The following is a 15,716-nucleotide window of genomic DNA, read 5'->3' as shown; positions in this document are numbered from 1 at the left end:
GTCAGGCGCTCGCGAAGGGGGCGACGGTGACGCCCGCGGCGAGAAGGCGTTCCTTCAGCCGCCGGGCCGCCGCCACCGCATGGGGGCCGTCGCCGTGGACGCAGATCGAGCCGACCGGGGTCGCCATCCGCTTGCCCGAGACCGAGACGACCGCGCCGTCGAGGACCATGGCGAGGGCTCGCTCCGCCGCCTCGTCGGGATCGTCGATCATCGCGCCGGGCTGACCACGGCGGACGAGCTGGCCGGCATCGTCGTAGCCGCGATCGGCGAAGACCTCCGCCACGACCCGCAGCCCCGCCCGTTCGCCGGCGCCGACCTGTTCGGAGAGCGCGATGGCGAGATGGACGAGGTCGCGGTCGACGGCGCGGACGGCGCGGGCGATCGCGTCGGCGACGCCGCGTTCTGCGGCGGCGATGTTGGCGAGCGCGCCGTGCGCCTTGACGTGGGTGAGGCGATGACCGGCCTGCGCCGCCATCGCCGCCGCGGCGCCGATCTGATAGGCGACGAGATGCTCGATCTCGCGTTCGCCGAGAGGGATCCGGCGGCGGCCGAAGCCCTGGAGATCGGCGAAGCCCGGATGGGCGCCGACCGCCACGCCGTTCTCCCGCGCGGTCCGGAAGGTCGCCGCCATCACGTCCGGGTCGCCGGCGTGGAAACCGCAGGCGACGTTGGCGGAGGTGACGATGGCGAGCATCGCCGCATCGTCACCCATCGACCAGACGCCGAAGCTCTCGCCGAGATCGGAGTTGAGATCGACCGTCGTCATGGGCACCCTCCCGTCTTCTTCTCGTTCGTCACATGCCGAGATAGGCGCGGCGGACCTCGGGGTCGTCGGCGATCTGCGATGCAGGGCCGGAGAGAACCACACGACCGGTCTGCAGCACATAGGCGCGATCGGCGATCTCCAGGCTCTCCACCAGCCGCTGCTCGACCAGCAGGATGGTGACGCCGGTCGCGCGGATCACCTTCACCGCGTCGAAGATCTCGTCGACGAGCTTCGGCATGATGCCCTGCGACGGTTCGTCGAGCATCAGGAGGCGCGGCCGCGTCATCAGCGCCCGCGAGATCGCCAGCATCTGCTGTTCGCCGCCCGAGAGCGTACCGGCGCGCTGGTCGAGCCGTTCCTTGAGGCGCGGGAACAGCGCGAAGACCTGCTCCAGCGGCGCCTCGCGATCGGGCTCGCCGCGATGCAGCCAACTGCCGAGCCGCAGATTGTCGCGCACCGAGAGCCGCGGGAACAGCCGCTTGTTCTCCGGCACGTAGGCGAGACCACGGGCGGTGACGAGATGGCCGGCGAGACGGTCGATGCGATCTCCGGCGAAGGAGACGCTGCCCGACTTCGGCTTCTCGAGACCGGAGATCGACTTCAGCAGCGTCGACTTGCCGGCACCGTTGGCGCCCGCCACCACGACGATCTCGCCGTCGTTCACCTCGAGCGAGATGTCGGAGATGGCCACCAGTCCGCCGTAGGCGGTGGTGAGATCACGAACCTCGAGCAGCGCCATGACGGTCTCCCAGATAGGCGGCGACGACGCGCGGGTCGGCGACGATTTCCTTCGGCGTGCCTTCCGCCAGAACGCGGCCGAGTTCGAGCACGACGGCGCGGTCGATCAGCGGCATGACGATTTCCATGACGTGCTCGACCATGACGACCGTCACGCCCTGATCACGCACCTTGCGGATCAGATCGACGCCGGCGCGGGCCTCCGACGGCGTGAGGCCGGTCATCACCTCGTCGAGCAGCAGGAGCTTCGGCTCGGTGGCGAGCGCGCGCGCCATTTCGAGGCGACGCTTCTCCGGCGGGGTCAGCTCGCCGGCCGAGACCTCGGCGCGGTCCCCGAGCCCGACGAAGTCGAGCACTTCGAGGGCGGCGACGCGGGCCGCCCGGGCCGAGGCGCGACGGGCGAGCGCACCGACCAGCACGTTCTCGACCACGCTCATGCTGTCGAAGGAACGCGGCACCTGGAAGGTGCGGGCGATGCCGAGCGAACAGCGGGCGGGGCCGGTCAGCGCCGTGACGTCGTGACTGTCGAAGCGGATGGTGCCCTCGTCGACGGCGAAGGCGCCGGCGATGGCGTTGAACAGCGTCGACTTGCCGGCGCCGTTGGGGCCGATCAGGCCGAGGATCTCGCCGCGACCGACGGTCATCGACACGTCGGCATTGGCGACGAGACCGCCGAAGCGCTTGGTGACCGAGGAGACCTCGAGGAGGGGTGTCTGGGGCATGGCGTCATCCCTTCCTGGTCGAACGGCGCGGCAGCAGGCTGAGCAGACCTTCCGGTCGCGCCAGGGCCACCACCATGACGAGGACGCCGTAGATCACGAGGTCGAGGCCCGAGCCGGAGCCGCCGGCATAGGAGCGGGTGATCTCGGTCAGCGGCACCAGCACGACCGCGCCGACCAGCGGCCCCCACAGGGTGCCGATGCCGCCCAGCACCGCCGGAAGCGCGAAGAGCAGCGAGAAGCGGAAGGTCATCACGCTCTCCGGGTCGATGTAGGCGACATAGGCGGCGTAGAGCCCGCCGCCGAGCGCGGTGAAGGCGGCGGAGACGGCGGCGGCCGACATCTTCGAGGAGAAGACCTCGACGCCGAGGCTCTCGGCCGCCTGGACGTCGTCCTTGACGGCGCGCCACCAGTAGCCCCAGCGGCTGTCCTCGATCACCCAGGTGACGAGGAAGGTCGCGGCGAAGAGGCCGAGGGTGATCCACACCCACTGGCTCTTTTCGCGGCCGAACTGCAGCGACCACCAGCCGTCCGACGCGATCGGCCACTGCAGACCGAGCGCCCCGCCGGTGAATTCGGCGTTGTGGGCGACGATCAGGCCGATCTCGGCGATGACGATCGTCGCGATCGAGAAATAGTGGCCCTTGAGGCGGAAGCAGAAGCGACCGACGATCAGCGCCGTCGCCGCCGAGATCGCCGCGCCCGCCATCATGCCGGCCCAGGGGGTGATGCCGTTGTTCACCCAGAGCAGCGTCGTGGCATAGGCGCCGAGGCCGAAATAGAGCGCGTGGCCGAGCGAGATCTGACCGCAGTAGCCGCCGAGGATGTTCCAGCTCTGCGACATCGCCGCATAGAGCAGGGTCAGCACCACGACGTTGAGCAGATAGACGTCCTTGACCGCGAAGGGGATGGCGGCGATCGCCACGGCCACGGCCGCACCGACGATCAGCCGGCGTCGCCGGTCGGCCGAAAAGCGCGCCGCGGCGGGGGAAACGAGGGGAGCGGACGACATCAGAGCCTCCCGAACAGGCCGCTCGGGCGGAGGAAGACCACGCCGAGATAGAGGACATAGACGCCGATCGACTTCATCGCCGAGGGCAGGATCAGGGTCGTCGCGGCCTCGACCAGTCCGACGATGATGCCGGCGGCGAGCGCGCCGAACACCGAGCCGAAGCCGCCGAGCGCCACCGTGACGTAAGCGACGAGGGCGAAGCCGCCGCCGACCTGCGGGTGGACGTAGTAGAAGATCGCGATCACCCCGCCGGCGAGCCCGATCAGCCCGGCGCCGAGGCCCCAGCCGAGGGCGAAGATGCGGTTGCGGTCGATGCCGACCAGCGCCACCGCGCCCTGGTCCTCGCGCGTCGCCTCCAGCGCCTTGCCGAAGTCGGTGCGGGTCATCAGGAGCCACAGGCCGGCGAAGGCGGCGAGGGAGACGGCGGCGCCGAAGATCTGCGGCGCCGGCAGATAGACGCCGGCGAGGTTGACCGTTCGCCCGGCGAGCCAGGACGAGCCGATCGAGCGGTAGTCGGGCGAGAAGAAGTACTGCGCCAGGCCTTGGATGGTCACCGCCAGGCCGAAGGTGGCGAAGATCTGCACCATGCCGGCATTGGCCTTGGCGCGCATGGCGTAACGGACCACGCCGAGATAGACCAGCGCGCCGAGGACGAACATCGCCGCCACCACCAGCGGCATCAGCAGCACCGGATCGATGCCCGAGACCGCCCAGGCGCCGAAGGCGGCGTACATGGCCAGCATCAGCATCTCGCCGTGGGCGAAGTTCACCACGTCCATCAGGCCGAAGATCAGCGACAGGCCGACCGCGACGAGGGCGTAGATCAGCCCCGTGAGCAGGCCGCTCGCCAGAATCTGGATGATTGCTTGTGTCGTCATGGACCTCGCCTCGGAAAAACGACAGGCCGAGCGGATGGAGTTCCGGCTCTTCGCGTTCTGTTCGGCTTCACCCTGAGGTGCCCGGCCATCGGCCGGGCCTCGAAGGGCGAAGCCTCGACGGGCCTTGCCTGTCGGCCCTTCGCCCTTCGAGGCTCGCGTTGCGAGCACCTCAGGGTGAAGGACCTCCGCAAGGGCCGAAAGGGCTGGAACTCCGACCGTTCGGGATCAGCCGTTCATCGGCCACTTGGGTTTGGCCGCAGCCACCGCCGCCGGGAAGACGGTGACGAACTTGCCGCCGAGGTACTGGATCAGCACCGGATCGCACAGCGTGTTCTGCCCGTCCGCTCCGAACTCGATGCCGCGCCACGGCATGATGGTGCGGTCGCCCGGGATCTTGGTGGCGGCGAGGGCGTCGCGGATCTTGGCACCGTCGATCGAGCCGGCCCGGTCGATGGCGTCGGCGAGCGTCAGGCAGGCGGTGAAGAGGCGCGAGGTGTTGTCGTTGATGTCGCGACCGGCGCGCGCCTTGAACAGCTCGTTGACGACGCCGATCGACTTGCGCTTGGGCGCGAGGTCGAGGGCGAAGGAGGCGCGCGAGATCAGCCCCTCGAGCTTGTCGCCGACCGCGTCGAACACCGCCTTCTCCGAGAAGCCGGCGGCCTGGGCGAGCATGTTCTTCGGCTTGTAGCCGAGCTCGGCCATGGTCTTGACCAGGAGGAGGGCGTCGGTGGTGTAGCTCGACGGCATCAGCACGTCGGCGTCGGCGCTCTTCAGCTGCTGCACCTCGGCGGTGAGCGAGGGCGAGTTGGCGCGGTACTTCACGTCGGCGGCGATCTTGTAGCCGCGCTCGCCGGCGAGCTTGCGCTGGACGTTGGACGAGTCGGTGCCGAAGATCGTGTCCTCGTAGAAGAGGGCGACGGACTCGATCTTGGCGCCGGCCGCCTTCTGCGCGTCGAGGAAGTCGAACATCGCAGTCGAGAAGAACTCGTCGTGCGCCGCCGGGCGGAAGAAGTACTTCAGCCCCTTGCGATGCAGGCTCGGCGAGGAGCTGTCGGCGGCGACGAAGGGCACGCCGTAGCGCTCGCAGGTCGCCGACACGGTGGCCGAGACCGACGAATGGAACGAGCCGAGGATGGCGACGACCTTCTCCTGAGTGATCAGGCGTTCGGCCTCGGCGCGACCCTTCTGCGGGTCGGCCTGATGGTCGGCGATGACGAGACGGATCTTGGCGCCGCCGAGCGAGGCGATGCCGGCCGTCTTGGCGCAGGGCAGGTCGAGATCGTGCACCGAATTGACGATGTCGACCGCCGTCTCCAGCGCGTGGCGGGCATCGACACCGATCTGGGCGCTGGCGCCCGACATCGGGTAGATCGCGCCGATCACGATCTCGTCGGCGGCGGAGGCTGCGCGAAGGCCGGACAACCAGGTGGCGGCGGCGGCCGCTCCGATGAGTGCGTCTCTGCGATTGATCATCTGCGATCCCTCTGTTCGGCGGCGTTTCGCCGGGTCCTGCCGCTGTCGAATGTCCCGGTCGGATGCGACGCGGATCGGCCCTTCGGGTCGATCGCGGAGGCGGCGGTGAGCTCAGATCACCGCATATTCGGAGTTGCGCCGGTCGGTGACGAGCATCGTGCCGGGCTTGTGGGTGATGGCGAAGCTGGGCTTCACCGTCGCGATGACCGATTGGGGCGTGACGCCGCAGGCCCAGAAGACCGGGATCTCGTCGTCGCGGACGGTGACCGCGTCGCCGTAGTCGGGCTTCGCCAGATCCTCGATGCCGATCAGATGCGGCAGGCCGAGATGGACGGGCGCGCCGTGGACGGCGGGATAGCGCGACGAGATCTGCACCGCGCGGATCGCGTCCTTCGGCTTCAGGGGCCGCATCGACACGACCATCGGCCCGGAGAAGGCGCCCGCCGGATTGCAGGGAATGCTGGTGCGATACATCGGCACGCGCACGTCCTCCTCGACGTGGCGAATGCCGATGTCTTCGGCGATCAGACCTTCCTCGAAGGAATAGGAGCAGCCGATGACGAAGGCGACGAGATCGTCGCGCCAGACGTCGCGGACGTCGTCGACCTCGGCGATCATCTCGCCGTCCTTCCAGACGCGGTAGCCCGGAATGTCGGTCCTGAGGTCGAGATCGGCGCCGAGCGAGGGGATCTCCCACGACCCGACCTCGGAGACGCCGAGGATCGGGCAGGGCTTCGGGTTGGCCTGACAGAAGCGCAGGAAGTCGCCGGCGAGTTCCTTCGGCAGCACGGCGAGATTGCCCTGCGCGTAGCCGAGCGCCATGCCGGCGGTCGAACCCTTCAGGGCGCCGGAGCGGCAGGCGAGCCGAACGGCACGGCCGGGGAGCATCGTGTCGTCGGACGAAGGGGCGACGGCGTGGCGCATCGGGCGGCTCCTGGATCTCGACGTCGGGTCGATCTGCCTATCGACGTCGCATTTTCGATGCTGCCCATTTCATCACCCGACTTGATTAAGCTCAAATCGTTTGTTTTAATCGACTTCGATAAGAAGAATTTATCGGTGGCGCGTGTCGGTCGATTTCAAGAACCTCGAGACCTTCCTCGAAGTGGCGCGGCTGGCGAGTTTCCGCGCCGCCTCGGTGCGCCTCAACGCTACCCAGCCGGCGATCTCGCAACGCGTCGCCCAGCTCGAGAGCCAGCTCGGCGTCCGCCTCTTCGTGCGCGAGAGCCGCAGGGTGACGCCGACGCCGAAGGGCCGTGAGCTGGTGCTCTATGCCGAGAAACTGCTGGCGCTCAGGGCCGAGATGGTCGCCGCGGTGGGCGATCCGGCGACGCTGGTCGGCGTTCTGCGCATCGGTGTCGCCGAGACCATCGTCCACACCTGGCTGCCGCGTCTGATCGAGCGGGTCAGCCGCGACTATCCGCGCCTCACCATCGAGATCGAGGTCGACATCTCGCCGAACATGCGCGAGCGCCTGATCTCGCGCGAGATCGATCTCGCCTTCCTGATGGACACGTTCGCCGGCGAGCCGCTGGTCTCGCGCGACCTCTGCCGCCACGCGCTCGCCTTCGTCGCCTCGCCGCGGCTGGTGGGGGGCAACACGACGATGACGCTCGAGGACCTCGCGCGCCATCCGATCATGACCTTCTCGCGTCGCACCAAGCCCTACGAGGCGGTCTACGAGGCCTTCAATCGCCCCGACCTGCCGCGCGTGCGGCTCCACGCCTCGGCCTCGATCGCCACGCTGGTGCGCATGGCCGAGCAGGGCCTCGGCATCGCCGCCATCCCGCCGGCGATCGTCCGCGACCATCTCGCCGACGGCCGGCTGGTGATGATCGACACGCGCGTGCGCTTCCCCGATCTCGCGTTCCGCGCCGCGTGGCTGCCCGGCGTCGACGTGCGTTCGCGCGAGGTCATCGCCGAGCTCGCCGGCGAAGAGGCGGCGTCGAACCCCTTCGCGTGAGGGGCGGGCGAATCGCCCGCCTCAGAGGCCGAAGATCGCCGGCCACCAGCCGACGCCGACGGCGAGACTACCCGCGAGGCCGGGCACCAGCGGCAGCCAGCGCCACGTCGGCGCGATCCCCTGACGGGCGAGGATGCGTTCGCCGAGCCAGATGCTCCACAGGAGGCCGGCGACGAACAGCCCGCCGCGGATCGCGCCGATGCCGGTCTGGCCGACGAACGTGTGCTTCAGCGGGTCGAGCAACTCCGCGCCGAGGCCGATGATCAGGCTCATGAGAGCCACCGGCGCGTACTGATAGCCGAGTTCGGTGAAGGTCTGGCCGAAGCTCACGTCCGAGCCGACGCGGCGTGCGAGCCAGGCGCCGACCGCGGTCAGTGCCGCGAGCACCAGCGTCAGCGCCGCCATCGTCGCCAGCATGAAGGCGACGATCATCACGAAGTCGAGCCACATGAAGGTCTCGCCACGTTCGGGATGGACGCTCATCAGCCAGGACGGCCCGACGTCGAGGATCCAGCCGAAGGCCGCGCCGCCGTTGGTGATCACCCATTCGCCGAAGGCCTGCCGGGCGTCCTGGTACTGCGGCAGGACGAGCCAGAGGAAGCCGCCGAGGGCGACGCCGGTGTCCATGAACAGGAACCACGCCTCGGCCGAATTGGCGCGATGCTCGCGGATGTCCTCGATCTCGACGCCGGGGCGGCGCAGGTCGAGGCGCATGCTGCCCGGCGCCTTCGGATTGACGCAGCGGAAGCACTCGATGCAGTGGCGGCTCTCGCACTTGCGCGGCAGGTCGATCATCGTCGGACAGGCGCCGCGCTCCGAATAGACGTCGCCGCCGGCGAGCCGCAGCTTCGGCGTGAACTGCACCGCGCCGAGGCGCGAATAGAGGCCGAGGACCCGACCGATCGGGCAGAGGTGGCGGCACCACACCCGCTTGTTGCGGCCGTAGGCCCAGCCGAAGACGATCGCCAGCAGCATCGTGCCGCCGAAGAGCCCGGCGGCGGCCTCCGGATGGTCGCGCACGCCGAGCGTCTGGCCGTAGAGCGTCATGACGATGAAGGAGAGGGCGGGCGTGCCCTCCCACTTGATCCAGCCCGGAATGGCGCGCTGGATGCCGTGGCGGTTGGCGAGCTCGGAGGCCGCGCCCATCGGGCAGAGCACGCCGCACCAGATGCGGCCGAACAGGATCACCGACAGGAAGACCAGCGGGAACCACACGCCCCACAGCAGATACTTCAGGAACAGCGTCGGATTGCCGAGGATGGTCGCCTCGGCCGGCGGCTCGGGCAGCAGTGGCGGCACGCCGACCACCACCAGGAAGACGCCGAACATCGCGATCTGGATCCAGACGAAGTGCCGCTTGGCACCGACCGCCCAGACCTCGAGGGCGCGGGTGAAGGCCGAGCGGTCTTCCGGGATGGCGATGCGCAGGCCGTCGACGGTCGCCTCCGCGCCGCCGAAGCCGCCGTTCGCAGAGGTCTCCGCCGCGAACGAACCGCCGCGCTCGATGCTGTTCATGTCGAAACCTCGCTGACGCGACCGGCGCCCCTCGGGCCTCCGTCGATCGTCCCTCGCTCGTCCCTCGGCCCTTTCAATACTCGCTCTTGAAACTCATACGCAATAGCGTTTCGACGTATGGCAGGTCGAAGGTGGCGCTGGGGGAGGCGGGGAGAGGTGCGGTACGGGGTGGCAGTACGGGGGAGGGGGCGCACGGGAGGGGCGGGGAGGGCACGCGGGACATTCTGCCGCCCGGCCGTGGCGGGGAGATCGGGTTGTGCCTTCGCCGGGCTTCGCGAGCGACTCGGACGACGTTGATCGGCGTCGGTGCGCGATCCTTCGAGACGCGCCTGCGGCGCTCCTCAGGATGAGGCGCCGGAGTTTGCCGTGGCAAACAATGAACGCGTCATGCTGCGGCAAAAAAAACGCCTCATGCTGAGGAGGCGCCCGGAGGGCGCCGTCTCGAAGCATCGCGCACTGCGTCGAGGCCACCTCTCTTCGGAAGCGTGCGGACGTCCCACGCCGACGAATCCGGCGTTCGCCCTCGGCGCCACCGTGGCCGATCCTTCATCCCCCAACGCCGCCGGGGGCCATCGCCCCCACGCAGCCGCCGTCTCGCCACACCCACGCCCGCCACTCCCCTCTCAGCAAAAATGCGGACGGCGAGATTCGTCGATTGACGCGGGCGTCGCGATGCTTTTTGTTATTGCGAACGAATTGCATTAGCGAAACAGGAGACAGTCCCCATGTCGTTCAAGCTCCCGATCGTCGCCCTTGCCCTGCTGGCCGGCACGACCCTGACCGCCGCCGCCAAGGAATATCCGATCGGCAAGCCGCAGACCCAGGCCGGCCTCGAGGTCGCCGCGGTCTATCTCCAGCCGATCGAGATGGAGCCCGCCGGCATGATGCGCGCCGCCGCCGACAGCGACGTCCATCTGGAAGCCGACATCAAGGCGACCAAGGACAACAAGAACGGCTTCGCCAAGGGCGACTGGGTTCCCTATCTGTCGATCGAGTTCGTGCTGACCAAGGACGGCAAGGAAGTGGCCAAGGGCCCGTTCATGCCGATGGTCGCCAACGACGGCCCGCACTACGGCGACAACGTCAAGCTCGCCGGCAACGGCAAGTACGAGCTGACGCTGAAGGTCGCCTCGCCGGCCGCCAACCCGCACGCCCACTTCGGTCGCCACGTCGACAAGGAGACCGGCGTCGGCCCGTGGTTCTCGCCCTTCGAGCTCAAGTACGACTTCGTCTACACCGGCACGGGGAAGAAGGGTGGCTACTGAACGCACGATCCTCACCCGCCGTATCGCGACCCTGCGCCTTCTCGGCGCGGGGTTCGTGCTGCTCGCCGCCGCGATCGTCGCGGTCGGCCCGGCACGCGCCGGCGATCCGGTGTTCCGGATCGTCTTCGAGGACGGAAAGATGACGCCCTCGCGCCTCGAGGTTCCGGCCGACACGCGGTTCGAACTCGAGCTGGTCAACGACGGCAAGACCCCGGCCGAGTTCGAGAGCCTTCCCCTGCGCAAGGAGAAGGTCATCGCCCCCGGCGTCACCACGTCGATGATCATCAAGGGGCTGGAGCCCGGCGAATATTCCTTCTTCGACGACTTCCACCCCGACGCACCGCCAGCGGTGCTGATCGCCAAGTGAGCAGGAGAGGGATTACCTCGCCATGTACGGCAACGTCGTCTTCGTGGTGTGGCGGGAGAGCGTCGAGGCGCTTCTCGTCGTCGGCATCCTGAACGCCTGGCTCACCGCCAACGCCGCCGGCGCTCCGCGCGCGCGCCTCTTCCTGTGGGGCGGCGTCGCCGCCGGCCTCGTGGTCGCGGGCCTCTTCGGCTGGGCGCTGGTGGCGCTCGCCGACACGCTCTCCGACACGACGCAGGAGGCGTTCCGCACCGGCATGGTGCTCGTCGCCGCCGTGCTGATCGTGCAGATGATCCTGTGGATGCGCCGGCACGGGCGCTCGATGAAGCGTGATCTCGAAGGCGCGCTCGGCGAGGCGGTGGCGCGCGAGAACTGGTGGGGCGTCTTCACGCTGGCCGCGATCGCGCTCGCCCGCGAGGGCTCGGAGACCGTCGTCTTCCTCTACGGCGTCCTGACCGCCGGGTCGGGCGACGTCCGCCTGACCGCGGCGGGTGCCGCCGTGCTCGGTCTGATCGGCGCGCTGGCGACCTACATGGCGCTCCAGATCGGTGCGCGGCGCCTCTCCTGGGGGGTGTTCTTCCGCGCGACCGAGGTGATGCTGCTGCTGCTCGCCTGCGCCCTGCTGATGACCGGCATCGACGGCCTGATCGAACTCGACCTGTTGCCCAAGCTCACCGGACGCCTGTGGGACACGTCGGCGATCCTGCCCGACGGCAACGCCTTCGGCGGCTTCCTCGCCAACCTGACCGGCTACCGGGCGCGGCCCAACCTGACCGAGCTCGTGGCCTTCCTCGTCTACTGGGGCGGCGTGGCGATCCTCATGCGCCCGGCGCGGCCGGCGCCGGTCTCCGCCGCCTGACGGCTCTCGCGGGCCCGCGCCCTCGGCGCGGGCCCACTGTCGTCTCTCACACCATCGCCGACGGCACTACCCAGCGATCGAAGTCCTCGGCCGAGACCTTGCCGGAGGCGAGCGCCTCCTGGCGGAGCGTCGTGCCGTTGCGATGGGCCGCCTTGGCGATCGCCGCCGCCGCGTCGTAGCCGATGTGGGGGGCGAGCGCGGTGACCAGCATCAGCGAGCGCTCGACGAGATCGGCGATCCGCGCCCGATCCGGCTCTATGCCGCGAGCGCAGTGGGTATCGAACGAGGTCATGGCGTCGGCGAGCAGGCGGATCGACGTCAGCATGTCGAAGCCGATCACCGGCTTGAAGACGTTGAGCTCGAAGGCCCCCGACGCGCCGGCGAAGCCGATCGCCGCGTCGTGGCCGAAGACCTGGACGCAGACCATGGTCAGCGCCTCGCACTGGGTCGGATTGACCTTGCCCGGCATGATCGACGAGCCCGGCTCGTTCTCCGGAATGGTGATCTCGCCGAGCCCCGAGCGCGGCCCCGAGGCGAGGCGGCGCACGTCCTCGGCGATCTTGAACAGGCTCGCCGCCAGTCCCTTCAGCGCGCCGTGGGCATGGACGATCGCGTCGTGGGCGGCCAGCGCCTCGAAACGGTTGGGGGCGACGACGAAGGCGAGGCCCGTCGCCTCGGCGAGCCCGGCCGCCACCCGCTCGCCGAAGCCCTTCGGCGCGTTGAGCCCGGTGCCCACCGCGGTGCCGCCGATCGCCAGTTCCAGGAGATGCGGCAGGCTCGCCGCGACATGGGTCTCGGCATGGGCGAGCTGCGCCGCCCAGCCCGAGATCTCCTGCCCGAGCGTGAGCGGCGTCGCGTCCTGGAGGTGGGTGCGGCCGATCTTGACGATGTCGGCGAAGGCCTCGGCCTTGCCCTCCAGAGTGGCGCGCAGCCGCCGCAGCGACGGCAGCAGATCCGCGACCAGCGCCCGGGCGATCGCCACGTTCATGGCGGTCGGAAAGACGTCGTTGGAGGACTGCGAGCGATTGACGTCGTCGTTGGGATGGACGAGACGACCCTCGCCGATCGGCCCGCCGAGGAGCTGCGAGGCGCGGTTGGCCAGCACCTCGTTGACGTTCATGTTCGACTGCGTACCCGATCCGGTCTGCCAGACGACGAGCGGGAACTCGCCGTCGTGGCGGCCGGCGACGACCTCGTCCGCTGCCCGGCCGATGGCATCCGCCTTGGCCGCGTCGAGCCCGGCGAGTGCGACGTTGACGCCCGCCGCGATCTTCTTGATCAGCGAAAGGGCATGGACGATGCGCCGCGGCATGCGGTCCTCGCCGATGGCGAAATGGGCGAGCGACCGCTGCGTCTGCGCCCCCCACAGCCGGTCGGCGGGAACGGCGATCTCGCCGAACGTGTCGCGTTCGAGCCGATGAGCGGTGTCTCGCGCATCGGTCATCGGGCACCTCCCCGCGCGTCGGCCAGATGCCGCAGCACCGTCGGCAGGATGCCGCCGTTGGCGTAGTAGTCGAGCTCGTCGGCGGTATCGATGCGCACGATGACCGGCACGGCGAGGCGCGAGCCGTCCGCCCGTTCGATGTCGAGCGTCAGCATCGCCCGCGGCGCCAGCGCGTCGAGCCCGCCGATCGACACCGTCTCCGCGCCGGTCAGGCCGAGGCTCTCCCAACCGGTGCCGTCCTCGAACTGCAGCGGCAGCACGCCCATGCCGACGAGGTTGGAGCGGTGGATGCGCTCGTAGGACCGCGCCACCACGGCCCTGACGCCGAGCAGCCGCGTGCCCTTGGCCGCCCAGTCGCGCGACGAACCGTTGCCGTATTCGACGCCGGCGAAGACGACGAGCGGCACGCCCTCGGCGGCATAGCGCCGGGCGACATCGTAGATCGCGGCTCTCTCGCCGGAGGGATGGTGGACGGTGAAGCCGCCCTCGACGATCGCGCCGGTCTCGTCGCGAACCATGGCGTTCTTGATGCGGATGTTGGCGAAGGTGCCGCGGATCATCACCTCGTGATTGCCGCGCCGGGTGCCGTACTGGTTGAAGTCCTTCGGCTCGACGCCGTGGGCGAGGAGATACTGCCCGGCCGGCGAGGCGGTCTTGATCGAGCCGGCCGGCGAGATGTGGTCGGTGGTGATCTTGTCGCCGAGCAGCGCGAGGATGCGCGCGCCCTTCACGTCCGAGATCGTCGGCAGCGCCCGCGTCATCCCTTCGAAATAGGGCGGATTGCGCACGTAGGTCGAGGCGTCGTCCCAGGCATAGGTCTCGCCGCCGGTCACCTCGACCGCCTGCCAGCGGGCGTCGCCGGTGAAGACCTCGGCGTATTTCTCGCGGAAGAGGGCGCCGGTGACGTGTCGGGCGATCACCGCGTCGATCTCGGCCGACGACGGCCAGACGTCGGCGAGGAACACCGGCCTGCCGTCCGACCCGATGCCCAGCGGTTCGCGGGTGAGGTCGACGCGGGTCGAGCCGGCGAGCGCATGGGCGACGACCAGCGGCGGCGAGCCGAGCCAGTTCGCCTGCACGTCGGGCGAGATGCGGCCCTCGAAGTTGCGGTTGCCGGAGAGCACGGCCGAAGCGACGATGCCGTGCTCGGCGATCGTCCGCGAGATCGTCGGGTCGAGCGGCCCGGAATTGCCGATGCAGGTGGTGCAGCCGAAGCCGACGATCTGGAAGCCGAGGGCGTCGAGATCGTCCTGCAGGCCGGAGGCCTTCAGATAGGCCGCGACCACCTGGCTGCCCGGCGCCAGCGAGGTCTTCACCCACGGCTTGGTCCGCAGCCCCCGTTCGCGCGCCTTGCGGGCGAGGAGACCGGCGGCGACCAGTACCGAGGGGTTGGAGGTGTTGGTGCAGGAGGTGATCGCCGCGATGACGACGTCGCCGTGGCCGAGGTCGAAGTCGGTGCCCTCGACCTTCCAGCGCTTCCCGGCCTCGCCGGGCTTGCGGTAGTCGCCCGCCAGCGCCGCGTCGAAGACCGCCGGCACCGAACCGAGCGCCACGCGCCCCTCCGGCCGCTTCGGACCGGCGAGCGAGGGCTCGACCTCCGTCAGATCGAGTTCGAGCACGTCGGTGAAGAGCGGATCGGCGGTCGTCTCGTCGCGGAAGAGGCCTTGCGCCTTGGTGTAGGCCTCGACCAGCGCCACCTGCTCGTCGGAGCGGCCGGAGAGGCGGAGATAGGCGAGCGTGACGGCGTCGACGGGGAAGAAGCCGCAGGTCGCACCGTATTCCGGCGCCATGTTGCCGATCGTGGCGCGGTCGGCGAGACCGAGTCCCGAGAGGCCGGGGCCGAAGAACTCGACGAACTTGCCGACGACGCCCTTCTTGCGCAGCATCTGCGTGACGGTGAGGACGAGGTCGGTCGAGGTCACGCCCTCGCGCAGCCGTCCGGTCAGGCGGAAGCCGATCACCTCCGGGATCAGCATCGACACCGGCTGGCCGAGCATCGCCGCTTCCGCCTCGATGCCGCCGACGCCCCAGCCGAGCACGCCGAGACCGCCGACCATGGTGGTGTGGCTGTCGGTGCCGACGCAGGTGTCGGGGTAGGCGACCGTCGTGCCGTCGGCGCCCTCGCGCGTCCACACCACGCGGGCGAGATACTCGAGATTGACCTGATGGCAGATGCCGGTGCCCGGCGGCACCACGCGGAAGTCACGGAACGCCTTCTGCCCCCATTTGAGGAAGGTGTAGCGCTCCTGGTTCTGCTCGTATTCGCGTGCCACGTTGCGCGAGAGCGCCGACGCGTTGCCGAAGAAGTCGACGACGACCGAATGGTCGACGACGAGATCGACCGGAATCAACGGATTGATCTGATCGGGCGACCCGCCGAGCGCCACCACGGCGTCGCGCATCGCCGCGAGATCGACCACGGCGGGAACGCCGGTGAAGTCCTGCATCAGCACGCGGGCGGGGCGATAGGCGATCTCGCGCTCGGCCCGTCCCCGCGTCTCGCCCCAGGCGGCGAGCGCTCGGAGATCGTCGGCCGTCACCGTGCGGCCGTCCTCGTGGCGGAGCAGGTTCTCCGCCAACACCTTGAGCGAGAAGGGCAGGCGCGACAGCCCCGAGAGCCCGTTGGCCTCGGCGGCGGCGAGATCGAAGCAGACGAAGGATCGTCCGCCGATCTCGATGGAACGGCGGGCGGAGAACGTGTCGGGATGGGAAGCGGTCAT

General features: G+C 69.4%; 14 protein-coding genes. 4 read left to right on the top strand and 10 right to left on the bottom strand.

The window, feature by feature from the left end; genetic code table 11:
• Window position 1: 1 nt before the first annotated feature.
• The 7 genes from ACT53U_RS17280 to ACT53U_RS17250 form a co-directional block, all read right to left on the bottom strand.
• Window positions 2-766 carry a LamB/YcsF family protein gene (locus tag ACT53U_RS17280; RefSeq protein WP_476157043.1) on the bottom strand — a complete coding sequence of 255 codons (765 nt, stop codon included), beginning with the start codon at window positions 764-766 and terminating at the stop codon, window positions 2-4.
• Window positions 767-794: 28 nt separating this feature from the next.
• A complete protein-coding gene (locus ACT53U_RS17275; RefSeq protein ID WP_476157147.1) occupies window positions 795-1,499 on the bottom strand; it encodes an ABC transporter ATP-binding protein in 705 nt (234 codons plus the stop codon).
• Window positions 1,483-2,226, bottom strand: coding sequence for an ABC transporter ATP-binding protein (locus ACT53U_RS17270; RefSeq protein WP_476157042.1), 744 nt, complete (start codon window positions 2,224-2,226; stop codon window positions 1,483-1,485). Before ACT53U_RS17270 ends, ACT53U_RS17275 begins: the two co-directional genes overlap by 17 nt.
• A gap of 4 nt (window positions 2,227-2,230) precedes the next feature.
• Window positions 2,231-3,235: a branched-chain amino acid ABC transporter permease gene (locus ACT53U_RS17265; protein WP_476157041.1), complete on the bottom strand. Its 1,005-nt coding sequence runs from the start codon at window positions 3,233-3,235 to the stop codon at window positions 2,231-2,233.
• On the bottom strand, window positions 3,235-4,113 hold the full coding sequence (locus ACT53U_RS17260) for a branched-chain amino acid ABC transporter permease (RefSeq protein ID WP_476157040.1): 879 nt from the start codon (window positions 4,111-4,113) through the stop codon (window positions 3,235-3,237). The genes ACT53U_RS17265 and ACT53U_RS17260 overlap by 1 nt, the downstream gene beginning before the upstream one ends.
• Before the next feature lie 225 nt (window positions 4,114-4,338).
• Window positions 4,339-5,586, bottom strand: a complete 1,248-nt coding sequence (locus tag ACT53U_RS17255; protein ID WP_476157039.1) for an ABC transporter substrate-binding protein — start codon at window positions 5,584-5,586, stop codon at window positions 4,339-4,341.
• A gap of 111 nt (window positions 5,587-5,697) precedes the next feature.
• The gene (locus ACT53U_RS17250) at window positions 5,698-6,510 is read right to left on the bottom strand and encodes a putative hydro-lyase (RefSeq protein WP_476157038.1); all 813 of its coding nucleotides are present in this window, start codon (window positions 6,508-6,510) and stop codon (window positions 5,698-5,700) included.
• Window positions 6,511-6,652: 142 nt separating this feature from the next.
• Between ACT53U_RS17250 and ACT53U_RS17245 the strand changes: the two genes are divergently transcribed.
• Window positions 6,653-7,549, top strand: a complete 897-nt coding sequence (locus tag ACT53U_RS17245) for a LysR family transcriptional regulator (RefSeq protein ID WP_476157037.1) — start codon at window positions 6,653-6,655, stop codon at window positions 7,547-7,549.
• Window positions 7,550-7,570: 21 nt separating this feature from the next.
• On the opposite strand, the gene ACT53U_RS17240 is transcribed toward ACT53U_RS17245, so the two are convergent.
• Window positions 7,571-9,064, bottom strand: coding sequence for a 4Fe-4S binding protein (locus tag ACT53U_RS17240; protein WP_476157036.1), 1,494 nt, complete (start codon window positions 9,062-9,064; stop codon window positions 7,571-7,573).
• Between the two features lie 725 nt (window positions 9,065-9,789).
• Here ACT53U_RS17240 and ACT53U_RS17235 point away from each other — a divergent pair.
• The 3 genes from ACT53U_RS17235 to ACT53U_RS17225 are packed head-to-tail and all read left to right on the top strand — an operon-like array spanning window position 9,790 to window position 11,552.
• The gene (locus ACT53U_RS17235; RefSeq protein WP_476137282.1) at window positions 9,790-10,329 is read left to right on the top strand and encodes an iron transporter; all 540 of its coding nucleotides are present in this window, start codon (window positions 9,790-9,792) and stop codon (window positions 10,327-10,329) included.
• Window positions 10,319-10,696 (top strand): cupredoxin domain-containing protein, encoded by a 378-nt coding sequence (locus tag ACT53U_RS17230; protein ID WP_476157035.1) that lies wholly within the window; start codon window positions 10,319-10,321, stop codon window positions 10,694-10,696. The genes ACT53U_RS17235 and ACT53U_RS17230 overlap by 11 nt, the downstream gene beginning before the upstream one ends.
• Window positions 10,697-10,718: 22 nt before the next feature.
• Entirely contained in the window at window positions 10,719-11,552 is an 834-nt protein-coding gene (locus ACT53U_RS17225) for an FTR1 family iron permease (protein WP_476157034.1), read from the top strand.
• A gap of 46 nt (window positions 11,553-11,598) precedes the next feature.
• Here ACT53U_RS17225 and fumC read toward each other — a convergent pair whose 3' ends face one another.
• Together fumC and acnA are read right to left on the bottom strand one after the other, a co-directional pair.
• Window positions 11,599-12,996 carry a class II fumarate hydratase gene (gene fumC, locus ACT53U_RS17220; RefSeq protein WP_476157033.1) on the bottom strand — a complete coding sequence of 466 codons (1,398 nt, stop codon included), beginning with the start codon at window positions 12,994-12,996 and terminating at the stop codon, window positions 11,599-11,601.
• Window positions 12,993-15,716 carry an aconitate hydratase AcnA gene (gene acnA, locus ACT53U_RS17215; protein ID WP_476157032.1) on the bottom strand — a complete coding sequence of 908 codons (2,724 nt, stop codon included), beginning with the start codon at window positions 15,714-15,716 and terminating at the stop codon, window positions 12,993-12,995. Before acnA ends, fumC begins: the two co-directional genes overlap by 4 nt.

The organism is Pinisolibacter sp. DMC19 (genome assembly GCF_056313985.1).
This window is presented reverse-complemented; position numbering and strand designations above follow the sequence as displayed.